Origin of the sequence: Pseudomonas sp. NBRC 111130 (genome assembly GCF_001320485.1) — a bacterium.
Classification (GTDB): Bacteria; Pseudomonadota; Gammaproteobacteria; order Pseudomonadales; family Pseudomonadaceae; genus Aquipseudomonas; species Aquipseudomonas vlassakiae.
Genome location: NZ_BCBG01000011.1, coordinates 70570 through 89288, shown reverse-complemented (window position 1 = coordinate 89288; position 18719 = coordinate 70570). Strand labels below are relative to the sequence as shown.

Genomic DNA, 18719 nt, shown 5'->3' with positions numbered 1-18719 from the left:
AAGTAATTGAGTACAAAGAAATATGTTGTAACCGACACTGGAAATATCAGTCTTCTAGACTGTCCAAAATCTAAGCTATACACCGCCCCAGCCAAGGCAACTAAAAACTTTTCCTCTATGCATCAAGAAACTTTCCCGCTCTAGATGCAGATAATTCCTACAGGTAGTAGCTGGCGACTTCAGTCCTAGCGAAATACCCTACTAACCCTGTCGACTCGCGTCTGATTGTTACTGGAAACCTGTCCCCCTAGGCTGTCCAGATCGCTGAATGGTTCAGCGATCGGGTGTGGAAACCCGGCAATTCATGAGAACTGCGACTGTCGTTATGGCGGTTGTACGCGGAAGGCCGCAAGGCCTGCCGGGGTTCTCATGCCTGGTTTTCCACTCCGTGTACAACCGCCACCCTTTCGTGTGGAAACGAGCGGGTGGGTAAATGACATGAGAACCAGCCATGAAAAAAATCTTCCCCGACCCACCCCACCACTTCGACCTCCCGGACGGCACGACCCTCACCCACGCCATCGGCGAAAGCCTCGTCCCCCTCGACCACGTCGTGGTCAACATCACCCACTACCTGATGATCGCCTACAACCACAGCCACCGCGCCCTCGATGGCATTGAGGATGAGCGCACGCGGGAGACGCTGGTGAATGGCTTGCGGGCCATGCAGCTGGCCTGGGGGCAGGCGGATGCCTTGTCGCTCGCCTTGGAGCGTGCCGGCAGCACGCATTGTTATCCGCCTTTTCGCGGGCATGCCCGCTCCCACAGGAACTGTGCAATGCCCGAGACCTGCGCCGTACCTGTGGGAGCGGGCGAGCCCGCGAAACCGGCGAAGCCGGTGCCATCCACAACAACACTCCGGGTGAAAAACCAATGACCGAAAACAACCCGAGCCCCCCCGGCAAAACCTGCTTCTACCAGGGCGAAGAGCACAAACAACCCCTGTTCCAGATCTGCCCAGGCATCCCCTGCCAGGACGCCCGCGATCAAGCCTCCGAACTGCTGGGCTGCGTGCGCGACCTGACCCTGACCGCCGTGATGGACAACGACCCGCAACTGATCTGGGCCGCACATTACCTCAGTGCATTAGCCAAGGCCCTGCTGGACGACGCCGAACTGGGCATGCGGCACTGAACCAGCTTCACGCGCCTGCCGCCGGGAAGCTGCGGCAAGCACCACCGTGATCGGTCGGCGGATGCTCCGGATACGTCTGCGGCAGCACACTGATCGGACTGGTGGCGATGAAGCCATCAGCGAACTTCGCTTCGACGAACTGCGCCTGCCACCCCTTGGCTGGCGCAGTACGTTGCAGGGTGAGGTGTCGCTTGGGCGCCAGCGTCTCGGACTGGTAGCGCACCCCGCAGGCATAGCGGAAGTCGCGATCCTGGCTGTTGCTTGCCGTCCAAACCTTCACTTCCAAGGGCGGCTCGGAAAAGTCGACCGCCGTCAACCCGGGCTGTTCGCCCTCTGACACCTGCACCCTCGGCAGCGGTTTGCCATCGCGCAGGCGCGTTACCACCGGCACCAAGGTGCTGACCACCTGCTGACGCACCCCGCCGTGGTCCGAGTTCGGCAACACTCTCAGGCTGGTCTGGCCCGGCAGGCGCTGCTGATAATCGGTAACCGGGTCAGGCGCGAAGAAGTCATCACCGCTGGCAGACACCAGGTACTTGGGAATCGCCAGGCGCTGCCCCTCCTCATCCAGATACTGCATCGGGTCCATCATCGCCATCAGCCGCTCGAATGCAGGGGTACCCTGTTCGTACAGCACCCCAGCCTCCTGGTAAGGCCAAAGCGCGATAGGCAAGTGACCGCCATAGCGCTTGCGCAACCCGACCAGCATGGCCGAGGTGTCGGCCACGTCGATCACGCTGGGCACGATGGCCATCACCCGCTCATCGGCCAAGGCCGTGAGCCAGGCACTCCAGCCGCGCTTCGAGGCACCGGTGATGATGAAATGGTCCACCTTGAGCCCTTGCGCACCCAGCTCCCGCTCGGCCAGATCCATCGCCCGGCTTGCCGCCGCAGCCATCGGTACATGCAGTGGCAGTTCCGGCGCAGCCCCACGCAGCGAATGCGCCCAGGTATGGGCCACGGCGTCATCTTCGCGCAGGGGGTTGGCGACATCGCTGAAGGTCACATACTGGTTGGGCACATCGCTGATCATGACCACGGCCATCTGTGCCTTGAGGGCAACCTCACGCAACGCTTCACGGGCATGATCCGGCGATTGCGCCGGCCCGTGCCGCACGCCGTTGTTCACCACCAGCAGGGCTTTACCAGGCACGGCATTGCGCGGCATGTGCAGCTCGACATCGTGCTCCCAGCGACGCGGCTCAACCACCGGTTCTGGCTCCCACACCTGCGAAACCATCTGCAGGCGACGGAATTCGTAACCAGGTTCGGAGGCTTGTTCGAGCAGTCGAGCCTCCAGAGGTGCCTGGCGGACATTTTCGATATGGCAACGGGCAACTTCCTGCGGACGTAGCTCGCTACAGTCCTGCAGAGCGCTGGCATGGATACTCGCCATCAGGCAGGGGATGGCCAGTGCGTATCGGTATTTCATGGGCTTGCTTCCTATTACAGAAAGCATTCCACGCTAGGTAGCCCCGCAACCGGATACAAGGCTTGAAGGTTGCTTAAAGAAGCGCCCTACACCAGCTTGCGACGCAGACTACAACTTGCATCCCCAGACAAACAAAAACGCCCCCGGCCTTTCGACCGGGGGCGTTTTCATTCAGCCTGAGCTAACTCAGTTCTTGGCTTTCTTGGCAGCGCGGGTACGCTCGCCTTCGTCCAGGATCTTCTTGCGCAGACGGATCGACTTAGGCGTGACTTCGCACAGCTCGTCGTCCTGGATGAATTCCAGAGCCTGTTCCAGGGTGTGGCGAACCGGCGGAACCAGGGCAATCACTTCGTCTTTGCCCGAAGCACGCATGTTGTCGAGCTTTTTGCCTTTGGTCGGGTTCACGCCCAGGTCGTTGTCACGGCTGTTCAGGCCGATGATCTGACCGTTGTAGATCTCCTGGCCGTGTTCAACGAACAGCTTGCCGCGAGCCTGCAGGGTTTCCAGCGAGTAGGTCAGTGCCTTGCCGGTCTCGACCGAAACCAGAACACCGTTCAGACGGCCGGACATCTGGCCCGACTTCATGGTGTCGTAGCGATCGAAGATCGAGGTCAGGATGCCTGCACCGTTGGTCAGGGTCAGGAACTGGTTACGGAAACCGATCAGACCACGGGCTGGAATGTTGTACTCCAGGCGAACACGGCCCTTGCCATCCGGCACCATGTTGGTCAGGTCGCCCTTACGCAGACCCATCTCTTCCATGACCTTGCCCTGGGATTCTTCAGGGATGTCGATGGTGACGTTCTCGAACGGCTCCTGCTTGACGCCGTCGACTTCGCGGATGATCACTTCAGGACGGCCCACGGCCATCTCGAAGCCTTCACGGCGCATGGTTTCGATCAGCACGGACAGGTGCAGCTCACCACGGCCCGATACCTTGAACTTGTCAGGGGAATCGGTTTCCTGAACGCGCAGAGCAACGTTGTACAGCAGCTCCTTGTCCAAACGGTCCTTGATGTTACGGCTGGTGACGAATTTGCCTTCCTTGCCGCAGAACGGCGAGTCGTTGACCTGGAAGGTCATCGAAACGGTTGGCTCATCAACGGTCAGCGGCTTCATCGCTTCCACCGCATCCGGGGCGCACAGGGTGTCGGAGATGAACAGCTCGTCGAAACCGCTGATGCAGACGATGTCGCCAGCCTGAGCTTCTTCGACATCGACGCGGTGCAGGCCGTGGTGGCCCATCAGCTTGAGGATACGGCCGTTACGCTTCTTGCCGTTGGTGTCGATGGCGACAACCGGGGTGTTCGGCTTGATGCGGCCACGGGCGATTCGGCCAACACCGATAACGCCGAGGAAGCTGTTGTAGTCCAGTGCCGAGATCTGCATCTGGAAGGGGCCGTCACGGTCAACGGAAGGCGCCGGTACGTTGTCGACGATCGACTGGTACAGGGCGGTCATGTCTTCGCCCATGGCGGTGTGGTCCAGGCCGGCGATACCGTTCAGGGCCGAGGCGTAGACGACTTTGAAGTCCAGCTGTTCGTCGGTGGCACCGAGGTTGTCGAACAGGTCGAAGATCTGGTCCAGAACCCAGTCAGGACGCGCGCCTGGACGGTCGACCTTGTTGATCACGACGATCGGCTTCAGGCCGGCTTCGAAGGCCTTTTTGGTCACGAAGCGGGTTTGCGGCATCGGACCGTCCTGGGCGTCGACCAGCAGCAGCACGGAGTCGACCATCGACATCACACGCTCAACCTCGCCACCGAAGTCGGCGTGGCCGGGGGTGTCGACGATGTTGATGTGGTAGCCGTTCCAGTTGATGGCGGTGTTTTTCGCCAGAATGGTAATACCGCGCTCTTTCTCCTGGTCGTTGGAGTCCATGACGCGCTCGTCGTTGAGCTCGTTACGCTCCAGAGTGCCGGACTGACGCAGGAGTTTGTCGACCAGGGTGGTTTTACCATGGTCAACGTGGGCGATGATGGCGATGTTACGCAGATTTTCGATCACAACTGTATCTCGATCAGAGGATTCGGTTGCCGCCAGTGTAGGCGGCGAATATGTACGGTTTGAGGCTCAGCGGGCCCGATGGTCGGGAGGGCGATGGCGGATACTGCCGCCATACAGCCCTGGCGTCTTATGTCGGACGATAAACACGCACATTGGCATGTCCCTCACTGAGCAGGTGGTGTGCGTGCAAACGGCTCATCACACCTTTGTCGCAATACAGCAGGTACTGGCGCGTAGGGTCCAGGTGCTTGAACTTGCTGTTGATCGCGTAGAACGGCATGGCCTGGATTTCGATACCTTCCAGTGCCAGAGGTTCGTCTTCCTGGGCATCGGGGTGGCGAATGTCGATGACGATCTGGCCAGGCAGCGCCTCGGCCACTTCCTCGACCTCGATGTCCTTGCCCAGCTCGTCGATCACGTGATCGATGGAGATGAACTTGGCACGCTCCAGGGCACGCTCCAGCACGGCCATGTCGAACTGCTTTTCTTCATGCTCCATGCGGTGACGCTTGGCATGGGTGGTCGGGTTCACCGAGATCACGCCGCAGTATTCCGGCATGTGCTTGGCGAAGTCGGCGGTGCCGATTTCGGTGGCCTGGTCGATGATGTCCTGCTTGTGGCTGGCCAGCAACGGGCGCAGCACCAGCTTGTCGGTGGCCGAGTCGATGATCGACAGGTTCGGCAGGGTCTGGCTGGAGACCTGGGAAATCGCCTCGCCGGTGACCAGGGCATCGATCTGCAGACGGTCGGCCATGTGCGCGGCACCACGCAGCATCATGCGCTTGAGCGTCACGCCCATGTAGCTGTTGTCGACCTTGTTGAGGATCTCGCCGACCACTTCTTCGAATGGCACGCTGATGAACAGCACGCGCTGGCTGCTGCCGTACTTCTTCCACAGGTAGTGGGCAACTTCCATCACGCCCAGCTCGTGGGCACGGCCGCCGAGGTTGAAGAAGCAGAAGTGGGTCATCAGGCCACGGCGCATCATCTGGTAGGCCGCCACGGTGGAGTCGAAACCACCGGACATCAGCACCAGGGTCTGCTCCAGCGCGCCCAGCGGATAGCCGCCGATGCCGTTGTGCTGGTTGTGGATCACATACAGGCGCTGATCGCGAATCTCGATGCGCACCACGACTTCAGGCGTCTTCAGGTCGATGCCGGCAGCGCCGCACTGCTGGCGCAGCTGGCTGCCGACGTAGCGGTCGACGTCCATCGAAGTGAAGTCGTGATGACCGCCGCGCTTGCAGCGCACCGAGAAGCGCTTGCCGGCCAGCAGGTGGCCGAAGTGGTGCTTGCACTTGGCGACGATGTCGTCGAAGTCACCCAGCGGGTACTCCTCGACCTGCAGGAAGTGGGTGATGCCTGGCGTGCAGGTGAGGCGCTCGATCATCTCGCGCTGGACCTTCTCGTCCTCGACGCGGGTGACCACTTCGAGATTGTCCCAGACACCATCGACCGCGAGCTCTGGATCAAGATCCTTGAGCACGTTGCGGATGTTCTTGCCGAGCTGGCGGATGAAACGCTTGCGCACCGGCCGGCTCTTGATGGTGATTTCTGGGAAGACTTTGACGATAAGTTTCATTGGGTTAACAGCGCGCGCAAGGCCTGCCGAAAATGAGGGGCGCGAATTATAGCGGAAATTGCTCAGGATTTGACCAACTTTTGATCAGAAGCTTCGAGATAAATGCAGAGGCCGGTTTTTGTGCCGCCTGTTCCGGCCCTTTCGCGGGTCAACCCACTCCCACAGGCACCACAATCCCTGAGGGAGCGGGTTGACCCGCGAAGAGGCCCTCGGAGAAGGCACACCTTTCAAGGCGCGCACCAACTTGGTGCTATACACTGAATTCCTGCCTCCTAAGGGTGCACTTTTATCCGCTGCCAGCCCGGCAAATGCCCGCAGACGCCCCTTTTTATCCAGCCCTCGCCATTTTCGGGCACTGGCATGCAATTTGCTCCCTTGTGAGGCAGGTAAGCTTGGCCGACTATCCGCGCCCGGCAACACCCTTTTTCCAGAGCAGCGGCCCACCGCGCTCTAGACCCTCCGGAGGACAACATGTCGAAGTCGGTTCAACTCATCAAAGATCATGACGTCAAGTGGATTGATCTGCGTTTCACGGACACCAAAGGCACTCAGCATCACGTGACCATGCCGGCGCGTGATGGCCTGGACGAAGACTTCTTCGAAGTCGGCAAGATGTTCGACGGTTCCTCCATTGCTGGCTGGAAAGGCATCGAAGCTTCCGACATGATCCTGATGCCGGTCGACGAGACCGCTGTTCTGGACCCGTTCACCGAAGAGCCGACGCTGATCATCACCTGTGACATCGTCGACCCGTCGAGCATGCAGGGCTACGATCGCGACCCACGTGCGATCGCCAAGCGCGCCGAAGAGTACCTGAAGAGCACCGGCATCGGTGACACCGTATTCGCTGGCCCAGAGCCAGAATTCTTCATCTTCGACGAAGTGAAGTTCCAGTCGGACATCTCCGGCTCGATGTTCAAGATCTTCTCCGAGCAAGGCTCGTGGATGACTGGCGCTGACGTGGAAGGCGGCAACAAAGGCCACCGTCCAGGCGTGAAAGGCGGCTACTTCCCGGTTCCGCCGTTCGACCACGACCACGAAATCCGTACCGCCATGTGCAACGCTCTGGAAGAAATGGGCCAGACCGTTGAAGTTCACCACCACGAAGTGGCGACTGCCGGTCAGAACGAAATCGGCGTCAAGTTCAACACCCTGGTGAAGAAGGCCGACGAAGTTCAGGCCCTGAAATACGTCGTGCACAACGTTGCCGACGCTTACGGCCGTACCGCCACCTTCATGCCGAAGCCACTGTACGGCGACAACGGCTCGGGCATGCACGTGCACATGTCGATCTGGAAAGACGGCAAGAACACCTTCGCCGGCGAAGGCTATGCCGGCCTGTCCGACACCGCCCTGTACTTCATCGGCGGTATCATCAAGCATGGTAAGGCCCTGAACGGCTTCACCAACCCGTCGACCAACTCGTACAAGCGTCTGGTCCCAGGCTTCGAAGCCCCGGTAATGCTGGCCTACTCGGCTCGCAACCGTTCCGCCTCGATCCGTATTCCTTACGTCGGCAGCCCGAAAGCCCGTCGTATCGAAGCCCGCTTCCCGGACCCATCGGCCAACCCGTACCTGGCCTTCGCGGCCCTGCTGATGGCTGGCCTGGACGGTATCCAGAACAAGATCCACCCTGGCGACGCTGCCGACAAGAACCTGTACGACCTGCCGCCAGAAGAAGCCAAGGACATTCCGCAGGTTTGCGGCAGCCTGAAAGAAGCTCTGGAAGAGCTGGATAAAGGCCGTGCGTTCCTGACCAAGGGCGGCGTGTTCTCCGACGACTTCATCGATGCCTTCATCGAGCTGAAGAGCGAAGAAGAGATCAAGGTCCGCACCTTCGTGCACCCGCTGGAATACGAGCTGTACTACAGCTGCTGATCTGATTGGCGCCTGGCGCCGATCTGAATCACCGAAAACGGCCTTCTTCTGAAGGCCGTTTTTTGTTTAATGCCCATCTGTTTCAGATGCTTCCTACAAGCAGGGCACGCCTGACAGCGCACAATCACATCCCCGACAATAAGGAGATTGCCATGCGCGCCCTACCCTTCGTGCTTAGCTTCGCCATCACGCTAGCCGGCTGCAGCGCCCCCCCACAATCTGAATTCAACCCTTTGCTTTCGGCAATCGGGCAGCGCCTGGACTTGGCATACGCCGTGGCCGTGCACAAATGGGACAATGGCGTGCCAGTCGAGGCCCCCATGCGAGAACAAGAGGTTCTGCAGCAGGTTCAAGCTACAGCGCATGACTACGGCTTGCCTCCCGAAAGGGCAGCGGCCTTTTTCAGCGACCAGATCGAAGCCAACAAGATGATCCAGTACGGCCTGATCGACCGCTGGACTGCGCTGGGGAAGCGGCCCCCTCAGCAAGCCAGAGACCTTGCCGATGAACTGCGCCCGCGCCTGGACATGCTCCAGGCGACATTGCTGTTCGAGCTGGGCAACCTGGACCGCAAGCCGATGAACGACTGCCCTCGTCAATTGACCGAAGCATTGAACAGACACGCCGGCGACCCACTCCGGCACATGGCCCTGGTCCGCGCAACCGCACAATTGTGCGTAGGACGTTGACCCCAGCAATGCTCTATATTGGTGCATAAACGTACCGAGCGCTTCTATCTGCAGCCCAAAACAGGTCACTTGAAACGATAAATCAGGGCAATCTGATCCGAATAAGCGCAATTCCAGGTCTTTATCAGGCAATTCCGCTTCTTTTCGGAGCCTTGGTTTGTTTCTTGCATTTTCCTGTGCAGAGACTGGCATCCGCGGATCCGCCGCCTGCCCGGCCATGGCCGTGCCTTGCCTGACAAGCGCCAAAAGAGGTCAACGACGCCTTATGACCATCAGCGATGCACAGCACCGTCTGCTTCTGGACAACCTGACCACCGCCACACTCCTGCTCAACAGCGAGCTGCGGCTGGAGTACATGAACCCGGCAGCAGAAATGCTCCTGGCCGTGAGTGGCCAGCGCAGCCACGGGCAGTTCATCAGCGAACTGTTCACCGAATCGACCGAGGCGCTCAACTCGCTGCGCCAGGCGGTGGAACAGGCGCACCCGTTCACCAAGCGTGAAGCGCAACTGACCTCGCTGACCGGGCAGGCCATCACCGTCGACTATGCGGTGACACCGATCCTGCACCAGGGCAATACCCTGCTGCTGTTGGAAGTCCACCCGCGTGATCGCCTGCTGCGCATCACCAAGGAAGAAGCCCAGCTGAGCAAGCAGGAAACCACCAAGATGCTGGTGCGCGGCCTGGCCCACGAGATCAAGAACCCGCTCGGCGGTATCCGTGGAGCAGCACAGCTGCTGGCCCGCGAGCTGCCTGAAGAGGGACTGCGCGACTACACCAACGTGATCATCGAAGAGGCCGACCGCTTGCGCAACCTGGTCGACCGCATGCTCGGTTCGAACAAGTTGCCGTCGCTGGCCATGACCAACATCCACGAAGTACTGGAGCGGGTCTGCAGCCTGGTCGAGGCCGAAAGCCAGGGCTGCATCACGCTGGTGCGCGACTACGACCCGAGCCTGCCAGACGTGCTGATCGACCGCGAGCAGATGATCCAGGCCGTACTGAACATCGTGCGCAATGCGATGCAGGCGATCAGCTCGCAGAACGAGCTGCGCCTGGGCCGCATCACCCTACGCAGCCGCGCCGTGCGCCAGTTCACCATCGGTCATGTGCGCCATCGCCTGGCGGCACGTATCGAAATCATCGACAACGGCCCGGGCATCCCCACTGAACTGCAAGACACCCTTTTTTATCCCATGGTCAGCGGGCGCCCGGACGGTACCGGGCTCGGCCTGGCCATCACCCAGAACATCATCAGCCAGCACCAGGGCCTGATCGAGTGTGAAAGCCACGCAGGGCACACCGCCTTCTCGATCTTCCTGCCCCTGGAACAAGGAGCCACCGCCTCATGAGCCGAAGTGAAACCGTATGGATCGTCGATGATGATCGCTCCATCCGCTGGGTCCTGGAAAAAGCCCTGCAACAGGAAGGCATGACCACCCAGAGCTTCGACAGCGCCGATGGCGTCATGGGCCGCCTGGCCCGCCAGCAGCCGGATGTGATCATTTCCGATATTCGCATGCCTGGCGCCAGCGGCCTCGACCTGCTGGCGCAGATTCGCGAACAGCATCCGCGCCTGCCGGTCATCATCATGACCGCGCATTCCGACCTGGACAGCGCCGTGGCGTCCTACCAGGGCGGTGCTTTCGAATACCTGCCCAAGCCGTTCGACGTCGATGAGGCGGTGTCGCTGGTCAAGCGCGCCAACCAGCACGCCCAGGAACAACAGGGCCTCGATGTTCCCCAGGCCTTGGCCCGCACTCCGGAAATCATCGGCGAAGCGCCGGCGATGCAGGAAGTGTTCCGCGCCATCGGCCGCCTGAGCCACTCCAACATCACCGTATTGATCAACGGCGAATCCGGCACCGGTAAAGAGCTGGTGGCGCATGCCCTGCACCGTCACAGCCCGCGCGCTGCATCGCCGTTCATCGCCCTGAACATGGCCGCCATTCCCAAGGACCTGATGGAATCAGAGCTGTTCGGCCACGAGAAAGGCGCCTTTACCGGCGCCGCCAACCTGCGCCGCGGTCGCTTCGAACAGGCCGACGGCGGTACGTTGTTCCTCGATGAGATCGGTGACATGCCCGCCGATACCCAGACCCGCCTGCTACGGGTTCTGGCCGATGGCGAGTTCTATCGAGTTGGCGGCCACGTGCCGGTGAAGGTCGATGTGCGCATCATTGCAGCGACCCACCAGAACCTGGAGTCGCTGGTAACGGCCGGCAAGTTCCGTGAGGACTTGTTCCACCGCCTGAACGTGATCCGCATTCATATTCCACGCCTGGCCGACCGCCGCGAGGACATCCCGGCGCTGGCCCGTCACTTCCTCGGCCGTGCCGCCCAGGAGCTGGCCGTCGAGCCGAAGCTGCTCAAGCCGGAAACCGAGGAGTTCATCCGCAACCTGCCGTGGCCAGGCAACGTGCGCCAGCTGGAGAACACCTGCCGCTGGATCACGGTGATGGCCTCCAGCCGCGAGGTGCTGATCGGCGACCTGCCGCCGGAGCTGCTGAACCTGCCACAGGACGCAGCACCGGTGACCAACTGGGAGCAGGCCCTGCGCCAGTGGGCTGACCAGGCCCTGGCGCGCGGGCAGTCGAACCTGCTCGACAGCGCCGTGCCGAGCTTCGAACGGATCATGATCGAGACGGCGCTCAAGCACACCGCCGGGCGCCGGCGTGATGCGGCGGTGCTGCTGGGCTGGGGGCGCAATACCCTGACCCGCAAGATCAAGGAGCTGGGGATGAATGTGGATGGCGGGGATGATGATGAGGGTGAGGACCACTGATATAGCGGTACACCTGTAACATCCCTGGGGCCGCTTTGCGGCCCCAGCCATTTCAGCCCCGATGCACCGATCCTGTGCCCGATGCACCTCACGAAGGCACAAATCCCCTCAAAACCCGGCCAAATCACCCTGAAAGCCCAGTATTGACGGGCTTTGCAAAACTGGCACGCCCCCTGCAAAAGCTAATACATATCCAGTTTCGGGGGCCCTGGTACAGGCAGGCCGGGTGACCCCTCTTTTATTCGCAGTAACGCCGCTTTCGGGGACCTCGGTACAGGCAGGCCGGGCCATCCCCTCTTTAATTCGCTGTAAGCCCTTTTGGGGACCTTGGTACAGGCAGGCCGAGATATCCCCTCTTTTATTCGTGCAGTTTCACTTGCACCCGCCAGCGCCCAGCGTCCTCTGCACCGGCCCATTCGCCGTGCAGGGGACGCGCGGCGATCACCGTCAGCAACAACCCCTTGTCGCTCTTCTGCAACCGCCAGCCGACCGGTTTGCCTTGCAGGTCCAGCTGACCACGCTGTGCCTTGCCCTCGGCCTCGAACAGCAGTGCCACAGTGCCTTCGACGTTTTCGCCATGCAGCTTGGGCGCTTCGTTGAACCACAGGTTCAGGCCATCCTGCACCACCTCGACCTGCTCCAGCACCCGTTCTTCAGGGGCAGTCAGACGGCCAATCATCAGCCCCAGCAAAAACCCGAACAGCGCCAGGGAAAGCAGCATGCGCGGCCAGGCCTTCGAACGCAGGTCGGGTTCAGGGGTAGAATGCTCGTCATCTTCACGTTTGGAGCCGTGCATGTTTCACGTCATCCTTTTTCAACCAGAAATTCCGCCGAATACCGGCAACATCATCCGCCTCTGCGCCAACAGCGGTTGCGCCCTGCACCTGATCGAGCCGATCAGCTTCGAACTGGACGACAAGCGCCTGCGCCGCGCCGGGCTGGATTACCACGAGTATGCCACGCTCAAGCGCCACGAAAGCCTGGCCGGATGCCTGGAAAGCCTGGGCAATCCACGGCTGTTCGCCTTTACCACCAAGGGCTCGCACCCGTTCCATGAAGTGGCTTATCAGCCCGGTGATGCGTTCCTGTTCGGGCCAGAGAGCCGCGGCCTGCCGGCCGAAGTGCTGGACAGCCTGCCGGCCGAGCAACGCCTGCGCCTGCCGATGCGGCCAGGGTGCCGCAGCCTGAACCTGTCCAATACCGTGGCAGTGACCGTTTATGAAGCCTGGCGGCAGAACGGCTTTGCCGGGAGCTGATCTTTAGCCTGTACCGGCGCTTTGCGGGCACGCCCGCTCCCACAGGGACCTCACAAAGCCTGATGACTGTGCAGTTCCTGTGGGAGTGGGCGTGCCCGCGAAGAGGGCAGCACAGGCAACAAAAAAGCGCCCCGAGAGGCGCTTTTTCGATACCGGCAGAATTACTGCACGGTCGGCGTTTCACCAGCTTCCTGCATGCGCTGCAGCTCTTGCGCGTACAGGGCGTCGAAGTTGACCGGCGACAGCATCAGGGCCGGGAACGAACCGCGGGTCACCAGGCTGTCCAGGGTCTCACGGGCATACGGGAACAAAATGTTCGGGCAGAAAGCGCCGAGCGTGTGGCTCATCGACGAAGCGTCGAGGTTCTTGATCAGGAAGATGCCAGCCTGCTGAACTTCAGCGATGAAGGCTACTTCGTCGCCGTTCTTGACGGTCACCGACAGGGTAAGCACCACTTCGTGGAAGTCGCCTTCCAGGGCTTTCTGCTTGGTATTCAGGTCCAGCGCAACGCTCGGCTCCCACTGCTGACGGAAGATCTGCGGGCTTTTCGGGGCTTCGAACGACAGGTCGCGCACGTAGATGCGCTGCATGGAGAACTGAGGGCTGTTGTCTTCTGCAGCAGCGCCGTTGGTCTGTTGGTCAGTCATGGCAGATCCTTAATCCTAATGTTTTTGAATGCAGTGCAAATCAGACTGCCAGCAGCGCGTCGAGCTTGCCGGCGCGCTCCAGGGCGTAGAGGTCATCGCATCCACCGACGTGGGTGCTGCCGATCCAGATCTGCGGCACCGACGTACGGCCAGCCTTCTGGCTCATCTCGGCGCGCACCTGGGGCTTGCCATCGACCTTGATCTCTTCGAAGGCAACGCCTTTGCTCTGGAGCAGGTGCTTGGCGCGCATGCAGTAGGGGCAGTAGTCGCTGGAATAGACGATGACGGGCTTCATATCACTTCACCAAAGGCAGGTTATCGGCTTTCCAGCTGGAAACGCCACCGCTCAGCTTGGCGGCAGTGTAACCAGCCTTGAGCAGCTCGCCGCAGACCGCGCCGGACTGCTGGCCCATCGCGTCGACGACGATCAGGGTCTTCTCTTTGTGCTTTTCGAGCTCGGTCATGCGGTTGGCGAGCTTGTCCTGCGGGATGTTCAACGCACCGACGATGTGGCCGGCGGAATATTCCTTGGACGGGCGGATGTCGATGACCAGTGCCTTGTCGGCATTGACCAGCGCGGTCAGCTGGCCGTTGCTCAGGCTCTGGCCGCCACGGCGCAGTTCATTGACGAGCAGTGCAACCAGCAGAACCACGAAGATCGCCACCAGGATGTAGTGATCTGTCGCGAATTGAATCAGGTGAGCAACCATCAGCGGTGTTCCAGGCGATTGAAAATGCCGGCCAGTATACACACCCCCCCAGTGCCACCAAAGCCCGATGGGCCGGAGGTAAAGGTACCTTCATGTTACCGGGCTGCCCGCGCCGGTCGGGTGACAGGACGATTATTCGCCGTTGATGGCGCATTTGCCCTAAAATGCGTGTCTTTATCATCTTTGAACAACCGTGAGTTTGATTGATGACGAGCACGCCCAAACCTCTGGTCCTGATCATCCTGGATGGATTCGGCCACAGCGAAAGCCCCGAATACAACGCCATCTATGCCGCCAACACACCGGTCTATGACCGCCTGCGCGCCACCCAGCCGCATGGCCTGATTTCCGGGTCGGGGATGGATGTCGGCCTGCCGGACGGGCAGATGGGCAACTCTGAGGTCGGGCACATGAACCTTGGCGCCGGCCGCGTCGTCTACCAGGACTTCACTCGGGTCACCAAGGCCATCCGCGATGGCGAGTTCTTCGAGAACCCGGTGCTCACCGGGGCGGTGGACAAGGCTGCTGGCGCCGGCAAGGCCGTGCACATCCTCGGCCTGCTGTCCGACGGTGGCGTGCACAGCCACCAGGACCACCTCGTCGCCATGGCCGAACTGGCCGCGCAGCGTGGCGCCGAGAAAATCTACCTGCACGCCTTCCTCGATGGCCGCGACACCCCGCCACGCAGCGCCCAGTCGTCGATCGAACTGCTCGACGCGACCTTCGCCAAGCTCGGCAAGGGCCGTATCGCGAGCCTGATCGGTCGCTACTTCGCGATGGACCGCGACAACCGCTGGGACCGCGTGAGCGCCGCTTACAACCTGATCGTCGACAGCGTTGCCGAATACACCGCCGATACCGCGCTGGCGGGCCTGGAAGCAGCCTATGCCCGCGACGAGAACGACGAGTTCGTCAAGGCCACGCGCATTGGCGAGGCGGTGAAGGTTGAAGACGGCGATGCGGTAATCTTCATGAACTTCCGCGCCGACCGCGCCCGCGAGCTGTCGCGTGCCTTCGTCGAGCCGGACTTCAACGAGTTCCCGCGTGCACGCCTGCCGAAAATGGCGGCCTACATCGGCCTGACCCAGTATTCGGCAAAAATCGCCGCGCCAGCCGCCTATGCGCCGTCCAGCCTGGACAACGTGCTGGGCGAGTACCTGGCAAAGAACGGCAAGACCCAGCTGCGCATCGCTGAAACCGAGAAGTATGCACACGTTACCTTCTTCTTCTCCGGTGGCCGCGAAGAGCCGTTCGAAGGCGAAGAGCGCATCCTTATCCCGTCGCCGAAGGTCGCCACCTACGACCTGCAGCCCGAGATGAACGCACCTGAAGTGACCGACCGCATCGTCGAAGCCATCGAGCAGCAGCGCTTTGACGTGATCGTGGCCAACTACGCCAACGGCGACATGGTCGGCCACACCGGCGTGTTCGAGGCTGCGGTGAAAGCCGTCGAGGCCCTGGATACCTGTGTCGGGCGCATCGTCGAGGCGCTGGACAAGGTCGGAGGCGAGGCCCTGATCACCGCCGACCACGGCAACGTCGAGCAGATGGAGGACGCGTGCACCGGCCAGGCGCACACAGCCCACACCAGCGAGCCGGTGCCGTTCATCTACGTCGGCAAGCGCAAGGTGCGGGTCCGCGAAGGCGGCGTACTGGCCGACGTGGCGCCGACCATGCTGAAACTGCTGGGCCTGGAAAAACCGGCAGAAATGACCGGCACTTCAATCCTGGTCGACGCCTGATTCACTGTCCAGGGGCCGCCTGGCGGCCCCTTTGCACATGAATTCCGGACAAACGCCCCGCTGCCCCGGCAGCGAGGCGTTTTTTTTGCCTGCCCGCACGGGCATACTAGGCCAGTCTCCATCCCCGGTACGCCAAACCCCATGCTACGCGCCCTGATCCTATTAGCCCTGTCCTGCCTGCTCAGCCCGGCATTCGCCGATGAGCGCGCGCAGACCCAGCAGCAACTGGACGCCACCCGCCAGGACATTGCCGAGCTCAAGAAGACGCTGAGCAAGCTCCAGGAAGAAAAAGCCGGTGTGCAAAAAGACCTCAAGGCCACCGAGACCGACATCGGCAACCTGGAGAAGCAGGTGGAGGCCCTGCAACAAGAACTAAAAAAGACCGAGGGCGAGCTGGAGCGCCTTGATACCGAGAAAAAAAAACTCCAGAGCGCCCGCGTTGAGCAACAGCGGCTGATTGCCATTCAGGCCCGTTCGGCCTACCAGAACAACGGCCGCGAGGAATACCTCAAGCTGCTGCTCAATCAGCAGAACCCTGAGAAGTTCGCCCGCACCCTCACCTATTACGACTACCTGAGCAAGGCGCGCCTCGACCAGCTCAAGGCCTTCAATGAAACGTTGCGCCAACTGGCCAACGTCGAGCAGGACATTTCCCGTCAGCAGGAACAACTGCTGGCGCAGCGCGCCGACCTCGACACGCGCCGCCAGGCGCTGGATGCCGAACGCAGCAAACGCCAGCAGGTACTGGCCAAGCTCAACAGCGACGTGAAAGATGGCGACCAGAAGCTGCAGGCGCGCCAACAGGACCAGGCGGACCTGGCCAAGGTGCTCAAGACCATCGAGGAAACCTTGGCGCGCCAGGCCCGCGAAGCCGAAGAAGCGCGCAAGAAAGCCCTGCTCGCCCAGCAGGAAGCCGAGAAACGCCGCCAACAGGAGGCCCTGGCCGCCCGTGCGGACAGGGAAGATAGCGAGCCGCCGAAAAAGGCCCGCACCACCCTCGGCCCACTGGTTTCCAGTGACGGCGCCAGCTACGGCGGCGCATTTTCTGCAGCCCGGGGAAAACTTCCCTGGCCGGTCAATGGTCGATTGCTGGCACGCTTCGGTGATGCGCGCGGCAGCGATGCCCGGGCCAAGTGGGACGGCGTGATGATCAGCGCCAGCCCAGGTACCCAGGTACACGCAGTGCACGGCGGGCGCGTGGTGTTTGCCGACTGGTTGCGTGGCGCTGGACTTCTGGTCATTCTCGACCATGGTAATGGTTACCTGAGCCTGTATGGCCACAACCAGAGCCTGCTCAAGAGCGCCGGCGACATCGTCAAGGCCGGCGAAGCCATTTCCACCGTTGGCGACAGCGGTGGCCAGGACAGCGCAGGCTTGTACTTCGCCATTCGCCAGCAGGGCCGGCCAACCGACCCTTCGCAGTGGTGCCGCGGCTGACACATTACATACGGCATGGCGCCATGCGCTGCGCCGATGCTCCGCAGGGAGCGCTTACAGGATCAGGAGTTCGTTCGACATGCTGCACTCGCCTCGCCTCACCCAGCTGGCCCTGACCATCGCCCTGGCGATCGGTGCGCCCCTGGCCAGCGCCGCGGAGCCGGTGAAGGCCTCGCCAGCCAAGACTGCCGCAGTGCCCGCCACCGAGGTGACCGCCAAGGCACCGCTGCCGCTGGAAGAGCTGCGCACCTTTGCCGAGGTCATGGACCGTATCAAGGCGGCCTATGTCGAACCTGTGGACGACAAGACCCTGCTGGAGAACGCCATCAAGGGCATGCTCAGCAACCTTGACCCCCACTCGGCCTACCTCGGGCCTGAGGACTTCCAGGAGCTGCAGGAAAGCACCAGTGGCGAATTCGGTGGCCTCGGCATCGAAGTGGGCCAGGAGGACGGCAATATCAAGGTAGTATCGCCTATCGATGACACCCCGGCATCGCGAGCCGGCGTGCAGGCCGGAGACCTGATCGTCAAGATCAACGGCGCCCCGACCCGCGGCCAGACCATGACCGAAGCGGTCGACAAGATGCGTGGCAAGGTTGGCGAGAAGATCACCCTGACCCTGGTGCGCGACGGGGGCAGCCCGTTCGACGTAACCCTTGCCCGCGCGGTAATCCAGGTCAAGAGCGTGAAGAGCCAGCTTCTGGAAAGCGGCTATGGCTACATCCGCATCACCCAGTTCCAGGTCAAGACCGGTGACGAGGTCGGCAAGGCCCTGGCCAAGCTGCGCAAGGACAACGGCAAGAAACTGCGCGGGGTGATCCTTGACCTGCGCAACAACCCCGGCGGCGTGCTGCAATCGGCAGTGGAAGTGGCCGACCACTTCCTGACCAAGGGCCTGATCGTCTACACCAAGGGCCGCATCGCCAATTCCGAACTGCGCTTCTCAGCCGACCCGGCCGACGCCAGCGAAGGGGTGCCACTGGTGGTATTGATCAACGGCGGCAGCGCTTCGGCCTCGGAAATCGTCGCCGGCGCCCTGCAGGACCAGAAACGCGCCGTGCTGATGGGTACCGACAGCTTTGGCAAGGGCTCGGTACAGACCGTGCTGCCGCTGGCCAATGACCGCGCCCTGAAGCTCACCACTGCGTTGTACTACACGCCCAACGGCCGCTCGATCCAGGCCCAGGGCATCGTCCCCGACATTGAAGTGCGCCCAGCCAAGTTGACTGCCGACGCCAACGACAACGACACCTTCAAGGAAGCCGACCTGCAGGGCCACCTGGGCAACGGCAACGGTGGCGCCGACCGCCCGACCGGCAGCACCAAGCGCCAGGAACGCCCGCAGGACAGCGACTACCAGCTGAGCCAGGCCCTGAGCCTGCTCAAGGGCCTGAACATCACCAAAGGCGACTGACCCAGCC

General features: G+C 61.6%; 16 protein-coding genes and 1 pseudogene. 10 read left to right on the top strand and 7 right to left on the bottom strand.

Features of this window, described 5'->3' with window-relative positions; genetic code table 11:
- Nucleotides 1-451: 451 nt before the first annotated feature.
- A pseudogene (locus APH33_RS05920) lies at nt 452-730 on the top strand (hypothetical protein); the annotation flags it as partial.
- A 143-nt stretch (nt 731-873) separates the two neighbouring features.
- Entirely contained in the window at nt 874-1134 is a 261-nt protein-coding gene (locus APH33_RS05915) for a DUF3077 domain-containing protein (protein WP_054884263.1), read from the top strand.
- Nucleotides 1135-1141: 7 nt separating this feature from the next.
- Here APH33_RS05915 and APH33_RS05910 read toward each other — a convergent pair whose 3' ends face one another.
- The 3 genes from APH33_RS05910 to thiI all read right to left on the bottom strand — a co-directional run bounded on the left by APH33_RS05910 (nt 1142) and on the right by thiI (nt 6155).
- Nucleotides 1142-2566 (bottom strand): PhoPQ-activated pathogenicity-related family protein, encoded by a 1425-nt coding sequence (locus APH33_RS05910; RefSeq protein ID WP_054884262.1) that lies wholly within the window; start codon nt 2564-2566, stop codon nt 1142-1144.
- A 186-nt stretch (nt 2567-2752) separates the two neighbouring features.
- The gene (gene typA / locus APH33_RS05905) at nt 2753-4573 is read right to left on the bottom strand and encodes a translational GTPase TypA (protein WP_054884261.1); all 1821 of its coding nucleotides are present in this window, start codon (nt 4571-4573) and stop codon (nt 2753-2755) included.
- A 127-nt stretch (nt 4574-4700) separates the two neighbouring features.
- On the bottom strand, nt 4701-6155 hold the full coding sequence (gene thiI / locus APH33_RS05900; RefSeq protein ID WP_054884260.1) for a tRNA uracil 4-sulfurtransferase ThiI: 1455 nt from the start codon (nt 6153-6155) through the stop codon (nt 4701-4703).
- A gap of 471 nt (nt 6156-6626) precedes the next feature.
- Here thiI and glnA point away from each other — a divergent pair, with 471 nt between their 5' ends.
- The 4 genes from glnA to ntrC all read left to right on the top strand — a co-directional run bounded on the left by glnA (nt 6627) and on the right by ntrC (nt 11506).
- Entirely contained in the window at nt 6627-8033 is a 1407-nt protein-coding gene (glnA, locus tag APH33_RS05895) for a type I glutamate--ammonia ligase (protein WP_054884259.1), read from the top strand.
- Nucleotides 8034-8185: 152 nt separating this feature from the next.
- Nucleotides 8186-8722 carry a chorismate mutase gene (locus APH33_RS05890; protein ID WP_054884258.1) on the top strand — a complete coding sequence of 179 codons (537 nt, stop codon included), beginning with the start codon at nt 8186-8188 and terminating at the stop codon, nt 8720-8722.
- 265 nt (nt 8723-8987) lie between these two features.
- Entirely contained in the window at nt 8988-10073 is a 1086-nt protein-coding gene (gene glnL, locus APH33_RS05885) for a nitrogen regulation protein NR(II) (protein WP_054884257.1), read from the top strand.
- Entirely contained in the window at nt 10070-11506 is a 1437-nt protein-coding gene (gene ntrC / locus APH33_RS05880; protein ID WP_054884256.1) for a nitrogen regulation protein NR(I), read from the top strand. The genes glnL and ntrC overlap by 4 nt, the downstream gene beginning before the upstream one ends.
- A 358-nt stretch (nt 11507-11864) precedes the next feature.
- Here ntrC and APH33_RS05875 read toward each other — a convergent pair whose 3' ends face one another.
- On the bottom strand, nt 11865-12302 hold the full coding sequence (locus APH33_RS05875) for a hypothetical protein (RefSeq protein WP_054884255.1): 438 nt from the start codon (nt 12300-12302) through the stop codon (nt 11865-11867).
- Here APH33_RS05875 and trmL point away from each other — a divergent pair.
- Entirely contained in the window at nt 12301-12762 is a 462-nt protein-coding gene (trmL, locus tag APH33_RS05870) for a tRNA (uridine(34)/cytosine(34)/5-carboxymethylaminomethyluridine(34)-2'-O)-methyltransferase TrmL (RefSeq protein WP_054884254.1), read from the top strand. The genes APH33_RS05875 and trmL overlap by 2 nt on opposite strands.
- A 161-nt stretch (nt 12763-12923) precedes the next feature.
- On the opposite strand, the gene secB is transcribed toward trmL, so the two are convergent.
- Genes secB through APH33_RS05855 form a run of 3 tightly spaced genes read right to left on the bottom strand, consistent with a single transcriptional unit; the run spans nt 12924 to nt 14119 of the window.
- A complete protein-coding gene (gene secB, locus APH33_RS05865) occupies nt 12924-13409 on the bottom strand; it encodes a protein-export chaperone SecB (RefSeq protein WP_054884253.1) in 486 nt (161 codons plus the stop codon).
- A 40-nt stretch (nt 13410-13449) separates the two neighbouring features.
- Entirely contained in the window at nt 13450-13704 is a 255-nt protein-coding gene (grxC, locus tag APH33_RS05860; RefSeq protein ID WP_054884252.1) for a glutaredoxin 3, read from the bottom strand.
- A gap of 1 nt (nt 13705) precedes the next feature.
- Nucleotides 13706-14119 (bottom strand): rhodanese-like domain-containing protein, encoded by a 414-nt coding sequence (locus APH33_RS05855; RefSeq protein ID WP_054884251.1) that lies wholly within the window; start codon nt 14117-14119, stop codon nt 13706-13708.
- A gap of 206 nt (nt 14120-14325) precedes the next feature.
- Between APH33_RS05855 and gpmI the strand changes: the two genes are divergently transcribed.
- The 3 genes from gpmI to APH33_RS05840 all read left to right on the top strand — a co-directional run bounded on the left by gpmI (nt 14326) and on the right by APH33_RS05840 (nt 18712).
- A complete protein-coding gene (gpmI, locus tag APH33_RS05850) occupies nt 14326-15861 on the top strand; it encodes a 2,3-bisphosphoglycerate-independent phosphoglycerate mutase (RefSeq protein WP_054884250.1) in 1536 nt (511 codons plus the stop codon).
- A 141-nt stretch (nt 15862-16002) separates the two neighbouring features.
- Nucleotides 16003-17298, top strand: coding sequence for a murein hydrolase activator EnvC (locus tag APH33_RS05845; RefSeq protein WP_054884249.1), 1296 nt, complete (start codon nt 16003-16005; stop codon nt 17296-17298).
- A 79-nt stretch (nt 17299-17377) separates the two neighbouring features.
- Nucleotides 17378-18712: a S41 family peptidase gene (locus APH33_RS05840; RefSeq protein ID WP_054884248.1), complete on the top strand. Its 1335-nt coding sequence runs from the start codon at nt 17378-17380 to the stop codon at nt 18710-18712.
- Nucleotides 18713-18719: the final 7 nt, after the last annotated feature.

Coding starts and splice junctions, on each gene's coding strand:
- APH33_RS05845 (WP_054884249.1), top strand. CDS start 16,003: ATGCTACGCGCCCTGATCCTATTAGCCCTGTCCTGCCTGCTCAGCCCG.
- APH33_RS05875 (WP_054884255.1), bottom strand. CDS start 12,302: ATGCACGGCTCCAAACGTGAAGATGACGAGCATTCTACCCCTGAACCC.
- grxC (WP_054884252.1), bottom strand. CDS start 13,704: ATGAAGCCCGTCATCGTCTATTCCAGCGACTACTGCCCCTACTGCATG.
- APH33_RS05840 (WP_054884248.1), top strand. CDS start 17,378: ATGCTGCACTCGCCTCGCCTCACCCAGCTGGCCCTGACCATCGCCCTG.
- ntrC (WP_054884256.1), top strand. CDS start 10,070: ATGAGCCGAAGTGAAACCGTATGGATCGTCGATGATGATCGCTCCATC.
- APH33_RS05915 (WP_054884263.1), top strand. CDS start 874: ATGACCGAAAACAACCCGAGCCCCCCCGGCAAAACCTGCTTCTACCAG.
- APH33_RS05855 (WP_054884251.1), bottom strand. CDS start 14,119: ATGGTTGCTCACCTGATTCAATTCGCGACAGATCACTACATCCTGGTG.
- gpmI (WP_054884250.1), top strand. CDS start 14,326: ATGACGAGCACGCCCAAACCTCTGGTCCTGATCATCCTGGATGGATTC.
- APH33_RS05890 (WP_054884258.1), top strand. CDS start 8,186: ATGCGCGCCCTACCCTTCGTGCTTAGCTTCGCCATCACGCTAGCCGGC.
- trmL (WP_054884254.1), top strand. CDS start 12,301: ATGTTTCACGTCATCCTTTTTCAACCAGAAATTCCGCCGAATACCGGC.
- glnA (WP_054884259.1), top strand. CDS start 6,627: ATGTCGAAGTCGGTTCAACTCATCAAAGATCATGACGTCAAGTGGATT.
- glnL (WP_054884257.1), top strand. CDS start 8,988: ATGACCATCAGCGATGCACAGCACCGTCTGCTTCTGGACAACCTGACC.
- thiI (WP_054884260.1), bottom strand. CDS start 6,155: ATGAAACTTATCGTCAAAGTCTTCCCAGAAATCACCATCAAGAGCCGG.
- APH33_RS05910 (WP_054884262.1), bottom strand. CDS start 2,566: ATGAAATACCGATACGCACTGGCCATCCCCTGCCTGATGGCGAGTATC.
- secB (WP_054884253.1), bottom strand. CDS start 13,409: ATGACTGACCAACAGACCAACGGCGCTGCTGCAGAAGACAACAGCCCT.